The sequence below is a fragment of the Cupriavidus sp. CuC1 genome (assembly GCF_044627735.1).
Taxonomy (GTDB): domain Bacteria; phylum Pseudomonadota; class Gammaproteobacteria; order Burkholderiales; family Burkholderiaceae; genus Cupriavidus; species Cupriavidus ulmosensis.
This window is the reverse complement of the sequence record NZ_JBIUHC010000073.1, coordinates 1-13,363: the sequence shown is the minus strand read 5'-3', so window position 1 is coordinate 13,363 and position 13,363 is coordinate 1. Positions and strand designations below refer to the sequence as shown.

General features: G+C 67.7%; 14 protein-coding genes. 2 read left to right on the top strand and 12 right to left on the bottom strand.

From position 1 onward, the window contains the following. Positions 1–65 precede the first annotated feature (65 nt). Positions 66–1,124, bottom strand: a complete 1,059-nt coding sequence (locus tag ACGLHR_RS27895) for a porin (protein ID WP_400097512.1) — start codon at positions 1,122–1,124, stop codon at positions 66–68. A gap of 257 nt (positions 1,125–1,381) precedes the next feature. Between ACGLHR_RS27895 and ACGLHR_RS27890 the strand changes: the two genes are divergently transcribed. Both ACGLHR_RS27890 and ACGLHR_RS27885 read left to right on the top strand, forming a co-directional pair. Further along, entirely contained in the window at positions 1,382–2,080 is a 699-nt protein-coding gene (locus ACGLHR_RS27890) for a response regulator (RefSeq protein WP_267603637.1), read from the top strand. Beyond that, entirely contained in the window at positions 2,077–3,501 is a 1,425-nt protein-coding gene (locus ACGLHR_RS27885; protein WP_400097510.1) for a sensor histidine kinase N-terminal domain-containing protein, read from the top strand. Before ACGLHR_RS27890 ends, ACGLHR_RS27885 begins: the two co-directional genes overlap by 4 nt. 108 nt (positions 3,502–3,609) lie before the next feature. Here ACGLHR_RS27885 and ACGLHR_RS27880 read toward each other — a convergent pair whose 3' ends face one another. The 11 genes from ACGLHR_RS27880 to ACGLHR_RS27830 all read right to left on the bottom strand — a co-directional run. Further along, complete coding sequence (locus ACGLHR_RS27880; protein ID WP_400097508.1) at positions 3,610–4,401, bottom strand: ABC transporter permease; 792 nt, start codon at positions 4,399–4,401, stop codon at positions 3,610–3,612. A gap of 63 nt (positions 4,402–4,464) precedes the next feature. Beyond that, positions 4,465–5,277, bottom strand: coding sequence for an ABC transporter ATP-binding protein (locus tag ACGLHR_RS27875; RefSeq protein ID WP_318231107.1), 813 nt, complete (start codon positions 5,275–5,277; stop codon positions 4,465–4,467). Positions 5,278–5,475: 198 nt separating this feature from the next. Then, complete coding sequence (locus ACGLHR_RS27870; RefSeq protein ID WP_400097506.1) at positions 5,476–6,522, bottom strand: ABC transporter substrate-binding protein; 1,047 nt, start codon at positions 6,520–6,522, stop codon at positions 5,476–5,478. Positions 6,523–6,753: 231 nt separating this feature from the next. Beyond that, positions 6,754–7,788 (bottom strand): tripartite tricarboxylate transporter substrate binding protein, encoded by a 1,035-nt coding sequence (locus ACGLHR_RS27865; RefSeq protein ID WP_267603643.1) that lies wholly within the window; start codon positions 7,786–7,788, stop codon positions 6,754–6,756. A gap of 110 nt (positions 7,789–7,898) precedes the next feature. Continuing rightward, positions 7,899–8,867: a hydroxymethylglutaryl-CoA lyase gene (locus tag ACGLHR_RS27860; protein WP_400097504.1), complete on the bottom strand. Its 969-nt coding sequence runs from the start codon at positions 8,865–8,867 to the stop codon at positions 7,899–7,901. Further along, positions 8,864–10,060 (bottom strand): CaiB/BaiF CoA transferase family protein, encoded by a 1,197-nt coding sequence (locus ACGLHR_RS27855; protein WP_400097502.1) that lies wholly within the window; start codon positions 10,058–10,060, stop codon positions 8,864–8,866. The genes ACGLHR_RS27860 and ACGLHR_RS27855 overlap by 4 nt, the downstream gene beginning before the upstream one ends. A 216-nt stretch (positions 10,061–10,276) precedes the next feature. Next, entirely contained in the window at positions 10,277–11,182 is a 906-nt protein-coding gene (locus tag ACGLHR_RS27850; protein WP_043347514.1) for a LysR family transcriptional regulator, read from the bottom strand. A gap of 52 nt (positions 11,183–11,234) precedes the next feature. Next, the gene (recR, locus tag ACGLHR_RS27845; RefSeq protein WP_150993105.1) at positions 11,235–11,849 is read right to left on the bottom strand and encodes a recombination mediator RecR; all 615 of its coding nucleotides are present in this window, start codon (positions 11,847–11,849) and stop codon (positions 11,235–11,237) included. Beyond that, the gene (locus tag ACGLHR_RS27840) at positions 11,846–12,163 is read right to left on the bottom strand and encodes an antibiotic biosynthesis monooxygenase (RefSeq protein WP_267603649.1); all 318 of its coding nucleotides are present in this window, start codon (positions 12,161–12,163) and stop codon (positions 11,846–11,848) included. The genes recR and ACGLHR_RS27840 overlap by 4 nt, the downstream gene beginning before the upstream one ends. Before the next feature lie 18 nt (positions 12,164–12,181). Continuing rightward, entirely contained in the window at positions 12,182–12,514 is a 333-nt protein-coding gene (locus ACGLHR_RS27835; protein ID WP_006157727.1) for a YbaB/EbfC family nucleoid-associated protein, read from the bottom strand. 82 nt (positions 12,515–12,596) lie between these two features. After that, on the bottom strand, positions 12,597–13,363 hold a 767-nt coding region (locus ACGLHR_RS27830; protein ID WP_400097499.1), incomplete at its 5' end, for a DNA polymerase III subunit gamma/tau C-terminal domain-containing protein.

The following is a 13,363-nucleotide window of genomic DNA, read 5'->3' as shown; positions in this document are numbered from 1 at the left end:
CTGGGGCCGTAGCACCAGGCGCTTTTTTTGCTCAGTGGCGCTTCACGCAGCCATAAGGGCGCGCATCAGAAGCGATGCTGCAAGCCGGCGGTCACGCCCACCTGGTTGTTCGCATAGCCGATGAAGTCCCGGGACAAGCTCACGTTCTGCCCGTTGCGCGCCTTGGCATAACCGCCCGACAGGTAGGCCGTGGTGCGCTTGGACAGCGCGTACTGGGCGCGCACCGAGAACAGGATCGGATCGGCATCGCTGCCGCCCTTGATGTTCTGCTTGTAGACCGCGCCATACAACGTGAACGCCGGCGTGAAGTCATACGACGCGCCGCCCCAGTACATGTCGCTGCGGTGAGACGCGGCAGCCGTGGTGAAGGTCCGCTTGTAGTTGCGATAGCCCGCGTAGAGCTTGAGGTCGCCGAAGTCGTAGCTGGCGCCGGCGTGGATGCCCTGGATGTAGTCCGTGACATCGGCGGGCGTGGCGCTCGTGCCCGCGCCGTTCTGGCGATCCCAGGTTGCGGCCGCCGCAAAGCCACCCGAGCTGTAGCCTACGCCGAGATCGTACTTGGACAAGCTCTTGAAGCTGCCGGCCACTTCGCCCAGTGCCACCGTGGCGCCAAGCTTCACGCCGCCAAACGTGCCGTCGTAGCGGATCGCGTTGGAAGCGCGTGAGAACAAGCCGTCCTTGCGATCGCCGGTAGCGGTCGCCGAGGTCGCCCACGAGTAATTCGGCGCGTAGCCCATCGGGTCGAACGGCAGCATGAAATCGTAGGTGGTGGTGAAGGTGCGGCCCAGCACCACTTGCCCGTACTTGCTGGACAAGCCAACGATGGCGCGGCGATCGAACAGCGTGCCGTCGGAATCCAGCCGGCCGGTATCGATGGCGATGCCGCTCTCCAGCTGGAACAGCGCCTTGAGCCCGCCGCCCAGGTCCTCGCTGCCGCGCATGCCCCAGCGCGAGGTGTTCTTGCCGCCCGAGGTCATCTTGAGCACCGAGCCGTTCGGTCCGGCATGGCTGGCGTATTCGATGCCGGCATCCATGATGCCGTACAGGGTCACGCTGGATTGCGCCGCGGCGCCACCGGCCAGGCTCATGGCCATCGCTGCCAGCGCGATCGATTTGAACTTCATGCTGTCTCCTCTTGTGATTTGTGCTTGTTGTGGTGATGTCGGGGCAGGCCCCCCGGGATGGCACGCATGGTATGGCAGGCGCACTTTCAGTTCGCTTTCGAAATTCGACGGATTTCATCGCCGCGCGAGCGATTGGGGTTAGGAGTTTCCCTAGCTTCAAAGTCGTGCCGGATACCTGTATTTCTCAGCGCGGCCCGCCTTTCCGGCCCTCCCCGCTTTCACCGATTTCACCCGGGTGCCCCGCCCCCGCCAAGAGAATGCGAATCCTGCTCGTTGAAGACAATGTGATGCTGGCTAATGCCCTGGTCGAGGCGCTCAGCCAGGCGGGCTTCGCCGTCGACTGCATGCACGATGGCCGCGCGGCGGATCATCTGCTCTCGACCCAGGATTACGCGCTGGTCATCCTCGACCTGGGCCTGCCCAAGCTCGATGGCCTGGAGGTGCTGCGACGCCTGCGGCAGCGGCGCAATGCCATGCCCGTGTTGATCCTGACGGCGCACGGCTCGGTCGAGGACCGCGTGAAGGGACTCAACCTCGGCGCGGACGACTACCTGTCCAAGCCCTTCGACCTGTCGGAGCTGGAAGCCCGCGCACGCGCGCTGATACGCCGCAGCTTTGGCCACGAGAGCACGCAGCTGCAATGCGGCACGCTGTGCTACGACGGCATCAGCCGCGCCTTCGTGCTGGGCGGCGTACCCCTGGCGCTGACCCGGCGCGAGCGCGCCGTGCTCGAGGTGCTGATGCTGCGCGACGGACGCGCCGTCAACAAGGAAGCCATGTCGGAGAAGATTTTCGGCATCGACGAATCGGTCAACCCGGACGCCATCGAAATCTACGTGCACCGCCTGCGCAAGAAGCTCGAAGGCAGCGGCGTGGCCATCGTGACCCTGCGCGGGCTGGGCTACCTGCTGGACGCCTGCACGCAAGCGGGCGCGGCCACGCCTGCCGCCCGATGAAAGTCCCGAGCCTGCGCCTGCAGCTCTCGCTCTGGCTGCTGCTGCCGTTGCTGGCCCTGCTGGCGCTGGACGCATGGATGACCTATCACCGCGCGATGGATGCCGCCGACGTGGCGTTCGACCGCACGCTGGAAGCCTCACTCAAATCGATGCGCGAAGGCATCCGCTTGCATGAAGGCCGCTTCGCCATCGAGGTCCCCTACCTGGCGTTGGAGATCTTCGAATCCGAGGCCGGCAGCCGGATCTACTACGTGATTCGCGACGAGCACGGCGCCACGCTGACCGGCTACGACGACCTGCCGATGCCGGCCACGCCAAAGCAACCGCTCTACAAGACCGTCTTCTACGACGCCGCTTTCCGCGGCGAGCCGGTACGCATGGCAGCGCAGCCGCTACCGGTGCGCGACATGCCGTCGGGGCAGGCGCGGCTGGTCTGGGTGCTGGTCGGCGAGACCATCGAGCCGCGCCAGTCGCTGGCGCACGAGATCCTCGCCGGCTCGCTGCAGCAGGAGATGGTGCTGGTCACGCTGGCGCTGGGCATCGTGTGGTTCGGCGTGCGGCGCGGCCTGCGGCCACTGCACCGGCTCAGCGCCGCGGTGGCCGAGCGTGGCGCCGACGACCTGGCGCCACTGGAGCAGAAAGACCTGCCTGCCGAAATGAAGCCCCTGGTCGAGGCGATCAACCAGTACGTCGCGCGCCTGCACCGCATGTTGCTGGCGCGCAAGCGCTTCTTTGCCGATGCCGCCCACCAGTTGAAGACCCCGCTGGCCATCATGCAGGCGCAATCCGAGCTGGCGCTGCGCGAGCAAGATGGCGAACGCATGCGCCGTCACCTGCGGCCGCTGCACGAGACCGTGCGCCACGCCGCCAAGGGCGTGCAGCAACTGCTGTCGCTATCGCGCCTGGAGCCGGACAGTGGCTACGCGCCGGCATTGCAGCCCTTGCGCCTGGACCTGCTGGCCAGGGAAGCGGCGCTCGAATGGACATCGGTGGCGCTGGCCAGCCAGGTCGATCTTGGCTTTGAAGCGCCGGCGCCGGTGCAGGTCATGGGACAGGCAGAACTGCTGCAGGAACTGATCGGCAACCTGGTGGATAACGCGATCCGATATGCCGGCCCGGGTGCGCAGGTGACGGTGCGCGTGGGCGACCCGGATCACCAGCCATTGCTGCAGGTCATCGATAGCGGCCCCGGTGTTGCCGATGAAGAGCGCGACAAGGTGTTCCACCGCTTCTATCGTGGCGAATCCAACCAGGCGCAGCAAGGCAGCGGCCTGGGCTTGCCAATCGTGCGCGAGATCGCGCGCGCGCATCGTGCCGCCGTGACACTCGAGAAGACGCCCGGCACGGGCCTGACCGTCAGCGTGCGTTTTGCGCCGGCGGCGGGCACCGGCGCGGGACCGGACTCGCTGCACGCCGCCTAAGGCGGGCAATTGGTCGGTACTGCCAGTTCCTGCCGCAGCGGATCGATCTTCAGGCTCGGCCGGAGGAAGATTCCTCCGGCCGTTTTCCTGGCTGATCGCGTGCTCGCCTTACAAGCGTTCGGTCTCGCCGCTGCGCGGCTGCCACTTCATCAGGCGCTTCTCGACCACGCCCACCATGGTGTCCAGCACCAGCGCCGCCGCGGTCAGCACCACGATGCCGGCAAACACGGTGTTGATGTCGAAGGTGCCCTCAGCCTGCAGGATCAGGTAGCCGACGCCGCGCGCCGAGCCCAGGTACTCACCCACCACCGCGCCCACGAAGGCCAGGCCGACGGAGGTGTGCAGCGAGGAAAACACCCAGCTGGTCGCGCTTGGCAGGTAGACATGGCGCAGCAGCTGCTTGTGGCTCGCGCCCAGCATGCGCACATTGGCCAACACCACGGGGCTGACTTCCTTGACGCCCTGGTAGACGTTGAAGAACACGATGAAGAACACCAGCGTCACCGCCAGCGCTACCTTGGACCAGATGCCCAGGCCGAACCAGACGGCAAAGATCGGTGCCAGGATCACGCGCGGCATCGAGTTCATCGCCTTGATATAGGGATCCAGGATGGCTGAGGTGAGCGGGCTGAGCGCCAGCCACAGGCCAACGCCAAGGCCGGCGGCCGTGCCGATGCCAAAGGCCAGCAGCGTCTCGATCAGGGTCACGCCGAGGTGGACGTAGATGTCGCGCTCGACGACAAACCAGTTCCAGATGCGCTGGGCCACCATGAGCGGCTCACCGAAGAAAAAAGCAACCTGCTGCGAGCGCGTGGCGGCATGCCAGGCGCCGAGGATCACAACGAGGACGAGCAACTGCCAGAATCGCAGCATGCCCTTGGAGTCGGGACGGAAAGCCATGGGAATCGAAACTCGAATTGAAATCAGACCGGATTGAATGGGAAGGTAACGCGCCGGGCCATCTCAGGCGACCTTGCGCTGCTGCGCGTAGCCCTTGAGGACTTCCTCGCGCAGCACGTCCCAGATGGCCGCGTGCAGCTCGACGAAGCGCGGATGGTTGCGGATCTCGGCCACGTCGCGCGGGCGCGGCAGGTCGATGGCGAACTCGCCGATCGGGTGCGTGCCGGGACCTGCCGACAGCACCACCACGCGATCGCTCATGGCGATGGCCTCGTCAAGGTCGTGGGTGATGAACAGCACCGCCTTGCGCTTGGCCGCCCACAGCTCCAGCACCTCGTTTTCCATCAGCTGGCGGGTCTGGATGTCGAGCGCGGAGAACGGCTCGTCCATCAGGATGATGTCCGGATCGAGCACCAAGGTCTGGGCCAGGCTCACGCGCTTGCGCATGCCGCCGGAGAGCTGGTGCGGATAGCGGTCGCCGAAGCCGCCCAGGCCAACGCGGCGCAGCCAGGCCTCGCCCTCCTGCTCCGCTTGGGCGCGCGCCATGCCGCGGAACTCAAGCCCGGCGATGACGTTGTCCAGCGCGCTGCGCCACGGCATCAGCGCCTCGGCCTGGAACATGTAGCCGGCACGGGTGTTGATGCCGCGCAGTGGCTCGCCGAACACCCGTACCTCGCCGATCGAAGGCTGCAGCAAGCCGGCCCCCACATTGAGCAAGGTGGACTTGCCGCAGCCGGTCGGCCCCACCACGGAGACGAACTCGCCGGGCTGGATGTCCAGGGTGGTCTCCTTGACGGCGGTATAGCGCTGGCTGCGATCGTCGCGGGAGACGAAGGTGCAGGTGACGTTGTCGAGGGAAAGTGCGGGAGTGCTCATGGCAGGCTCTTGGCGGGTTCGGTGCTGAATGACGCAACGGGTGCGATGGATGCAGGCACCGCGACACCGCGCGATAGTAATGACGTGGAAAGCAGGTTCAGGACGGCGCGCCGGATGCCATGGGTGGCATCGGTGCGCGCCAATGCAAAGGCCCGCTGCACGCAGCGGGCCGCCGGCACCCTGGGCGCAGGCGATGCCTTACTTGTACTTGGCGTTCGCCTTCTGCACGAAGGTGTTGGTGAAGGTGTTCTCCAGCTTGATGGTCTTGCCCTTCAGGTCCGGGTCGAACTGCTGCAGCGTGTTGAGCGCGGTCTTGGGGCCGTCAGCCGGCATGCTGCCGTCCGGCGAGATGGCTTCCTTGACCTTTTCCCAGGCGGACAGGTACAGCGCGCGGTCGCCCAGCAGGTAGCTTTCCGGCACGGTCTTGACGATGTCCGACGGGCCAGCCTTTTGCAGCCACTTGAGCGCGCGCACCATGGCGTTGGTGAGCGCCTGCGTGGTGTTCGGGTTCTGCTGGATAAAGGCGGTGGACGCGTACAGGCAACCCGACGGCATATTGCCGCCAAAGACAGCCTGGGTGTCCTTCAGCGTGCGGGTGTCCGAGGCGATGCGCACTTCATTCTTCTGGGTCAGCATCGACACCACCGGATCGAGGTTGGCCATCGCGTCGATCTGGCCGGAGCGCATGGCCGCCACCGCGCCGGCGCTGGCGCCGACACCGATGAAGGACACGTCCGATGCCTTCAGGCCGGCTTTTGCCAGCACGAAGTTGGCCATCATGTTGGTGGAGGAGCCCGGCGCGGTCACGCCGATCTTCTTGCCCTTCAGGTCGGCCACCGACTTGAAGTTGGGCATGGTCTTGTTGGAGACCACCAGCACGATCTGCGGGGCGCGGCCCTGCAGCACGAATTCCTGGTACTGCTGGCCCTTGGATTGCAGGTTGAGGGTGTGCTCGTAGGCGCCGGACACCACGTCGGCACTGCCGCCCACCACGGCCTGCAGTGCCTTGGCGCCGCCGGCGAAGTCGACGATCTCGACGTCGAGGCCTTCATCCTTGAAGTAGCCGAGGCGCTCGGCAATGGTCAGCGGCAGGTAGTAGAACAGGTTCTTGCCGCCCACGGCGATGGTGATCTTGGTCTTCTCGGGCTTGCCCTGTGCCTGGGCGTAGCCGCCAAAGGTGAACCAGCCCGCCAGGAACAGCGCCAGCGCGAGCAGCGCCTGCTTCCAGAATTTCTTGTTATACATTTCTCTCTCCTACCTGATTACCCGTCGACTGCCGCTCTCGCGCTGATGCATGCCATCGTGTGCCACGTCTTTTCGTGGTGCCGCGTAGCGGCAAGTTGCGATGCTAGCCGATGCCGCGCCAGGCCGCATCGGGATCAACACCTATGCTGCACCGGCATGCACCGGTGAGCGAGCATCGAAGATACAGGTTGCGCCTTTCGGCCGGCTTACTGCCGGCACCGGGGGCACGCATCATTCCGCGTGGATATCGGCCGCCTTGATGACCTTGGCCCAGCGCGCCAGCTCGTTGCGCTGATAGGTGGCGAGCTGCGCCGGGCCCATGAACTTCGCCTCGGCGCCGAGCTCCTCCGCCTTCTTGCGGAAGGCCTCTGTCTGCATGATGCGGTCGATCTCGCCGGCGAGCTTGTCGATGATCGGCTTGGGCGTGCCGGCCGGCGCGTACATGGCGAACCAGGACGACACATCCAGATCGGGGTAGCCCGCTTCCGGCGCGGAGGGCACGTCCTTCAGGCTGGGCAGGCGCTGCTTGCTGGTGACCACCAGCGGGCGCAGCTTGCCGCCCGCGATATGCCCCATCAGCGGCGGCGGCGTGGTGATGGTGAGATCCACCGAGCCACCCAGCAGGTCGGTCATGGCCGGGCCGGTGCCTTTGTATGGGACATGGGTGATCTGGATGCCGGCCATCTGGTTCAGCAACTCAGTGGAGACGTGCTGCAGCGAGCCGTTGCCCGACGACGCGTAGTTGAGCTTGTTGGGGTTGGCCTTGGCATAGGCCACCAGTTCCTTGAGCGTCTTCACCGGCAGGCTCGGCCGCACCACCAGCACCTGCGGCGCCGACAGGATGTTGGCGACCGGCGCGAAGTCCTTCACCGGGTCCCACGCGTTCTTCATCAGCAGCGGCGAGATGACCTGGTAGCCCGAGTACTGCACCATCAGCGTGTAGCCGTCCGGCTTGGCGCGCGCCACCGTCTGCGCGGCGATGCCGCCCGAGCCGCCCGGACGGTTATCCACCACCACCGGCTGGCCGAGGGCCTTGGACAGGGGCTCGGAGATCATGCGCGCGGCCAGGTCAGTCGTGCCGCCGGCTGCGGCGGACACCACCAGCGTGACCGGGCGCGTTGGGTAGGCGCCGTCCTGCGCCCAGGCGGCCGTGCCGGCCAGGCCGGCGGCGGCCAGCGCCACGACGGCGAGCGTCTTGCGGCGCGCAGGCGAGACGGACGTGGAAGATTGGGGACGTGCGGCGGCAGATGCCGGATTGCGAGGCATGGAGTGTCTCCTGCTTGGTGCTTGTTGATCTTGGTTTTTTGTTCAGCGCCCGCCGGCCCTCGCCGTGCGGTGCGCACCCGTCCTTCGGGATTCTTGCCGCGCAGCGGGCGTCAGCCCTGCCCGGCGAAATGCTCGGCCAGCCAGGCCGGCGGCTGATGCGTGCGCAAGCGCGTGCCGGCACGCAGCAACTGGCTGGCGGTGTCGCGCTGGACCAGCGCCGGCAAACCGGCCACCACATCGAGCAGGCGCGCCAGGTCCACCCCGGTGTCCACGCCCATGGCGTCGAACATATGCACCAGTTCCTCGGTGCTGACGTTACCGCTTGCGCCGGGCGCAAAGGGGCAACCGCCCAGGCCGCCGGCGGCGGCATCGAAACGGCTCACGCCCGTTTGCCATGCGGCCAGCGCGTTGGCCAGGCCCATGCCGCGGGTGTTGTGCAGGTGAATGGTGAGGCCCGCCTGCGGCAGGCTTTGCCCGAAGCGCGCGCACAGCGCGGCCACCTGCGTGGGATAGGCCATGCCGGTGGTGTCGCACAACGTGATGCCCGCCGCGCCAGCATGGGCGAAGGACTCGGCCAGCGCCATCACGGCATCGGCGTCGACCTCGCCCTCGAAGGGGCAGCCGAACACGGTGGACAGCGACACATTGACCGGCACGCCGGCCGCGTTGGCCGCCTCGATCATCGCCAGCAGCTGGGCCTGCGACTGGGCGCGCGTCATGCGCAGGTTGGCGCGGTTGTGCGTCTCGCTGGCCGACATCACCAGGTTGAGCTCATCGGGCCGGCACGACAGCGCGCGCTCCAGGCCGCGCAGGTTCGGCACCAGCGCGGTGTAGCGCACGCCCGCGCCGCGCTGCATGCGGTGCATCACCGCTTCGGCATCGGCCAATGCGGGGATGGCCTTGGCCGAGGTAAAGGACGTGGCTTCGATGCGGGCAAAGCCGCAGGCGGACAAGGCGTCCAGGAAGGCCACCTTGGCGTCGGTCGGGACCACGGCCGGCTCGATCTGCAAGCCGTCGCGTGGCGCGACTTCGTTGATCTCGATGCGGGCCGGGCCGCGCGGCATGGATGGCGCGCTCATGCCACCACCCCGCGTGCGCGCATGTCGGCAATGGTGGCGGCGTCGAAGCCGGCCGCCTCCAGCACGCTGTCGGTATGCTCGCCCAGCGTGGGCGCGCGGTCATGGATGGCGCCCGGGCTGCCCGAGAGCTTGGGCATGATGCCAGGCACTTCGACCGTCAGGCCGCTGGCTGCGGTCACGCTTTCGATCACGCCGCGCGCACGGTAGTGCGGGTCCTCCGAGATGTCCTTGACCGTGTAGATGCGCCCGGACGGCACTTCGGCCTGCTTGAGCACCGCCAGCGCATCTTCCACGCTTTGCGTGCGCGTCCACGCGGTGATGGCCGCATCGATCTCGTCGACGCGCTTGACGCGGCCGTCGTTGCGCGCGAGCGCCGGATCGTCACCCAGGTCGGCGCGGCCGATGGCATGCATCAGGCGCTTGAAGATGGCGTCGCCGTTGGCGGCCACCAGCACGTACTCGCCGCTGGCGCAGGGATAGGCGTTGGATGGCGCGATGCCGGGCAAGGCGCCGCCAGCCGGCTGGCGCACGGCGCCAAAGGCCGAGTATTCGGGCAGCAGGCTTTCGCTCAGGTTGAACAGCGACTCGTACAGCGCCACGTCGATCACCTGCCCTTCGCCGCCGCGCGCATCGCGCTCGTACAACGCCAGCAGCACGCCGAGCGCGCCATGCAGGCCGGCAATGGTGTCGCCCAGCGACAGGCCGGCGCGCACCGGGGCACGGCCCGGCTCGCCGGTCAGGTAGCGCAGGCCGCCCATGGCCTCGGCCACCGCGGCAAAGCCCGGCTCGTCCTTCTTCGGACCGGTCTGGCCGTAGCCGGACACGCGCGCCATGATCAGGCCGGGGTTTTCCGCGCGCAGCGCTTCATAGCCCAGGCCCCATTTCTCCATGGTGCCGGGACGGAAGTTCTCGATCAGCACGTCGGCCTCGGCGGCCAGCTTGCGCACCACGGCCTGCCCTTGCGGATTGCGCAGGTCGATGCAGATGGATTGCTTGTTGCGCGATTGCGCTTCCCACCAGACGGAGGTGTCCTCGTAAAGCATGCGCCATTTGCGCAGCGGGTCGCCCTGTCCGGGCGGCTCCACCTTGACCACGTGGGCGCCAAAATCGGCGAGGGTCTTGGCGGCGAAGGGGCCGGCAATCAGTTGCCCGAGTTCGAGTACCCGAATGCCTTCGAGGATCTGTCGCGCCATGGTGGGGGTGTCTCCGTGCGGTGTGGATTACAGCGGGCGTGTGCCAAAAGGATGCGCCGCGGCCAGTGCGGCCAGTGCGGCTGGCAGCACGCCTTGTTTCGACGCAGTGTGCCCCAGCCGGGCGGCTGGCGGAATCGGCATTCGGAGAAGCGGGCCTACTCGGAACGCGAAAGCCCCGGACCAGCCACGAGAACGGCGCAAATCAGCGCTAGGGCTTCAAAACGGCGCGCGATCGCCGCAAAGATGGGTGATGAGCAGCCGCGCCGACACCGTCAGGCCGGCAGGATCGCGCATGCCGATCAGCAGCGTGCGGCGCGCCCAGGCATCCTGCAGCCCCACCAGCGACAGACCCATCGACTGCACATGGGGCTCGGCCGCGATGCGCGGCAACACGCCCACGCCCAGCCCCGCCATCACCATGCGGCACATGGCGTCGAAGCTGCGCACCTGGATGCGCAGGCGGAAAGGCCGGTCGAGCCGGCTGCTTTCCTCCAGCAGGCGGGCCGCCAGCGAGGTGACCTGCGGCAAGCTGACGAAGTCGTATTCCAGCGTGTCCGCATAGCGCACGGGCCCGCGCTCGGACAGCGGATGGCCCGGCGGCGTGACCAGCACCAGTTCGTCCTGCCGGTACTCCACCGTGACCAGGCCCGCGCTGGGCGTGCGGTCGGCAAAGATGCCCACATCCGCGCGGTTCTCCACCAGCGCGGCCACGATCTCGCTGCTGTTCTGCTCCTCGAGCTCGATGCGGATGGTGGGATGCAGCGCCATGAAGGTCGCCAGGTCGTCGGGCAGGAACTGCGTGATGGCCGAGGTGTTGGCGCACACGCGCACCTGGCCGCGCACGCCGCTGGCGTAGTCCGACATCACGCCGGCCATGCGTTCCACGTCCTGCAGGATGGTCAGCGCATGGTGAAAGCACGCCTGCCCGGCCTCGGTCAGCTGCACCCCGGCCGCGTGACGGAAGAACAGCGGCGCGCCAACGGCGGCCTCCAGGTCGGAAATACGCTTGCTGGCCGCCGCCACCGCCAGGTGCGACTGGCGCGCGCCGGCGGAAATGCTGCCCTGGCGGGCCACGGCCACGAACAAGCCAAGCGTGACAAGGTCGAAACGGGCGAGATTCATGCGATCGTGACCCGGCGCACGGACCCATGCATGGCGATACGATCGGGCACGGCTACACCGCGCGCCGGTCCATCACCGCGCGGGCAATGGTGCCGGCATCGACGTATTCGAGCTCGCCGCCCACCGGCACGCCGCGCGCCAGGCGCGACACCTTGAGGCCGCGCGCCTTGAGCATCTCGCCGACGTAGTGCGCCGTGGCCTCGCCTTCGCTGGTGAAATTGGTGGCGACGATCACCTCCGTCACCGGCCCGCCCATGGCGGGATCGGTGGCGCGCGCCAGCAGCCGGTCCAGGTGGATCTCGCGCGGGCCGATGCCGTCGAGCGGCGAGAGCCGGCCCATCAGCACGAAATACTGGCCGCGATAGGTCAGCGTCTGCTCGATCATGATCTGGTCGGACGGCGTCTCCACCACGCACAGCAGCGAGGCGTCGCGCCGCTCATCCAGGCAGGTCGAGCAGATCTCCTGCTCGGTGAAGGTATTGCAGCGCGAGCAATGCTTGATGCCATCGGCCGCGCCGCGCAAGGCGTCGCCCAGCTTGCGGGCGCCTTCGCGGTCGTGCTGCAGCAGGTGGTAAGCCATGCGCTGGGCCGACTTCGGCCCCACGCCGGGCAAGACCCGCAGCGCCTCGATCAGCGCCTGCAGCGAGGTCGGGGGAGCACCCTTCATGCCGGCTCCCCGGGCGCAGCCATGCTCACCACCGGCACGTGATGCAGCACGGTGGGAAACGGCTCGTAGAAATGATGCAGCAAGGCTTTCCACTGCTGGTACTCGGGCGAGCCGCGAAAACCCTCGGTGTGGGCTTCCAGCGTGCGCCAGCGCACCGTCAGCAGGTACGCCGACGGCTGCTCGATGCCGCGATGCAGCTCAAGCCCAAGGAAGCCCGGCATGCCCGCGATGATATGGCGCGCCTGCCCGAAGGCCGCTTCAAAGGCGGCTTCCTGGCCGGGGCGCACCGGCAGCACTGCGGATTCGAGAATCATGCGGGCTCCGTGTCAGGCTCAGAACGGCAGCTTGAAGCCCGGGGGCAACGGCAGGCCGGAGGTCATCGAGCCCATCTTTTCCTGCGAGGTAGCCTCGGCCTTGCGCACGGCGTCGTTGAACGCGGCGGCAACCAGGTCTTCCAGCAGTTCCTTGTCTTCGCCTTCGGCGAGCAGGCTGGGGTCGATGGAGACGCGCTTGACGTCGTTCTTGCAGGTCATCACCACCTTGACCAGGCCGGCGCCGGACTGGCCCTCGACCTCGATCAGGGCAAGCTGCTCCTGCATCTTCTTCATGTTTTCCTGCATCTGCTGGGCTTGCTTCATCAGCCCGGCCAGTTGGCCCTTCATCATGGAGTGCTCCCGATTAGCGATTGGATAGAAGTTACGGGCCGCCGCGCGTCATGGGCGCCGGCGGCCCGGCAAAAATAAGAGGTCAGGCAGCGCGCGGCTGGATCGATCCCTCAAGGATCGTGCCGCCAAACTCGCGCAGCAAGCCCTGCACGAAGGGATCCCCTTCGATGGTGGCCTCGGCTTCGCGCTGGCGCTCGGCGCGGGCCTGGGCATCGGCCGCGGCGGCGGTATCGGCCACCGCGCCAATCTCGCACTGCACCCGCACTTCGGTGCCGAGATGCTCGGCCAGCGTCTGCTGCAGGCGCTCGACAACGCCTGCCTCGGTAATGGGCGCCACCGGCGCGCGCAGGTGGAAGGTACGGCCAACGACCTGGACGAGCTCGCTCTGGTAGGCCAGCTGCTGCGCGAGGCCCTTGAGCGGCAGGCTGGCAGCCAGTGCCGGCCAGGCACCGGTGAACACCGGCGGCGTGCCATCTTCGCCGGCCACCGGCGGCTTCGGCGGCGTGAGCCGTACCGGGGCCACCGGCTCGGCCGGGGCGGCTTGCACGGCAGCGGGAGCCGGCGGCGCAACTCGCGGTGCGGGTTCGCGCCGGGGCGCGGCCTGGCGCGAGGGCATCGGCTCGGGATCGCTGTCGTACGGCCCGATCACGGGCAGATCGGGCGGGAGGTCTTCCCAGGGCGGCACGTCGCTGCTGCCTGCGTGTTCCCAAGGCGGAACGTCATCGCCCGGGCCGCTATCGCGGGCATCGCGGGCATCGCGCGCATCCGTGGCGGCCTGCCGCGGGGGCACAGGCTCCCGGCGCACCGAGGCCGGCGCCGCGGCGGCAGGCATCGGGGCAGCCGGCCTCG

Bases quoted from the DNA above. Each gene is read 5' to 3' on its own strand.
- ACGLHR_RS27840 (WP_267603649.1), bottom strand. From the start codon at position 12,163: ATGATTCTCGAATCCGCAGTGCTGCCGGTGCGCCCCGGCCAGGAAGCC.
- recR (WP_150993105.1), bottom strand. From the start codon at position 11,849: ATGAAGGGTGCTCCCCCGACCTCGCTGCAGGCGCTGATCGAGGCGCTG.
- ACGLHR_RS27835 (WP_006157727.1), bottom strand. From the start codon at position 12,514: ATGATGAAGGGCCAACTGGCCGGGCTGATGAAGCAAGCCCAGCAGATG.
- ACGLHR_RS27875 (WP_318231107.1), bottom strand. From the start codon at position 5,277: ATGAGCACTCCCGCACTTTCCCTCGACAACGTCACCTGCACCTTCGTC.
- ACGLHR_RS27885 (WP_400097510.1), top strand. From the start codon at position 2,077: ATGAAAGTCCCGAGCCTGCGCCTGCAGCTCTCGCTCTGGCTGCTGCTG.
- ACGLHR_RS27870 (WP_400097506.1), bottom strand. From the start codon at position 6,522: ATGTATAACAAGAAATTCTGGAAGCAGGCGCTGCTCGCGCTGGCGCTG.
- ACGLHR_RS27880 (WP_400097508.1), bottom strand. From the start codon at position 4,401: ATGGCTTTCCGTCCCGACTCCAAGGGCATGCTGCGATTCTGGCAGTTG.
- ACGLHR_RS27865 (WP_267603643.1), bottom strand. From the start codon at position 7,788: ATGCCTCGCAATCCGGCATCTGCCGCCGCACGTCCCCAATCTTCCACG.
- ACGLHR_RS27855 (WP_400097502.1), bottom strand. From the start codon at position 10,060: ATGGCGCGACAGATCCTCGAAGGCATTCGGGTACTCGAACTCGGGCAA.
- ACGLHR_RS27895 (WP_400097512.1), bottom strand. From the start codon at position 1,124: ATGAAGTTCAAATCGATCGCGCTGGCAGCGATGGCCATGAGCCTGGCC.
- ACGLHR_RS27850 (WP_043347514.1), bottom strand. From the start codon at position 11,182: ATGAATCTCGCCCGTTTCGACCTTGTCACGCTTGGCTTGTTCGTGGCC.
- ACGLHR_RS27860 (WP_400097504.1), bottom strand. From the start codon at position 8,867: ATGAGCGCGCCATCCATGCCGCGCGGCCCGGCCCGCATCGAGATCAAC.
- ACGLHR_RS27890 (WP_267603637.1), top strand. From the start codon at position 1,382: ATGCGAATCCTGCTCGTTGAAGACAATGTGATGCTGGCTAATGCCCTG.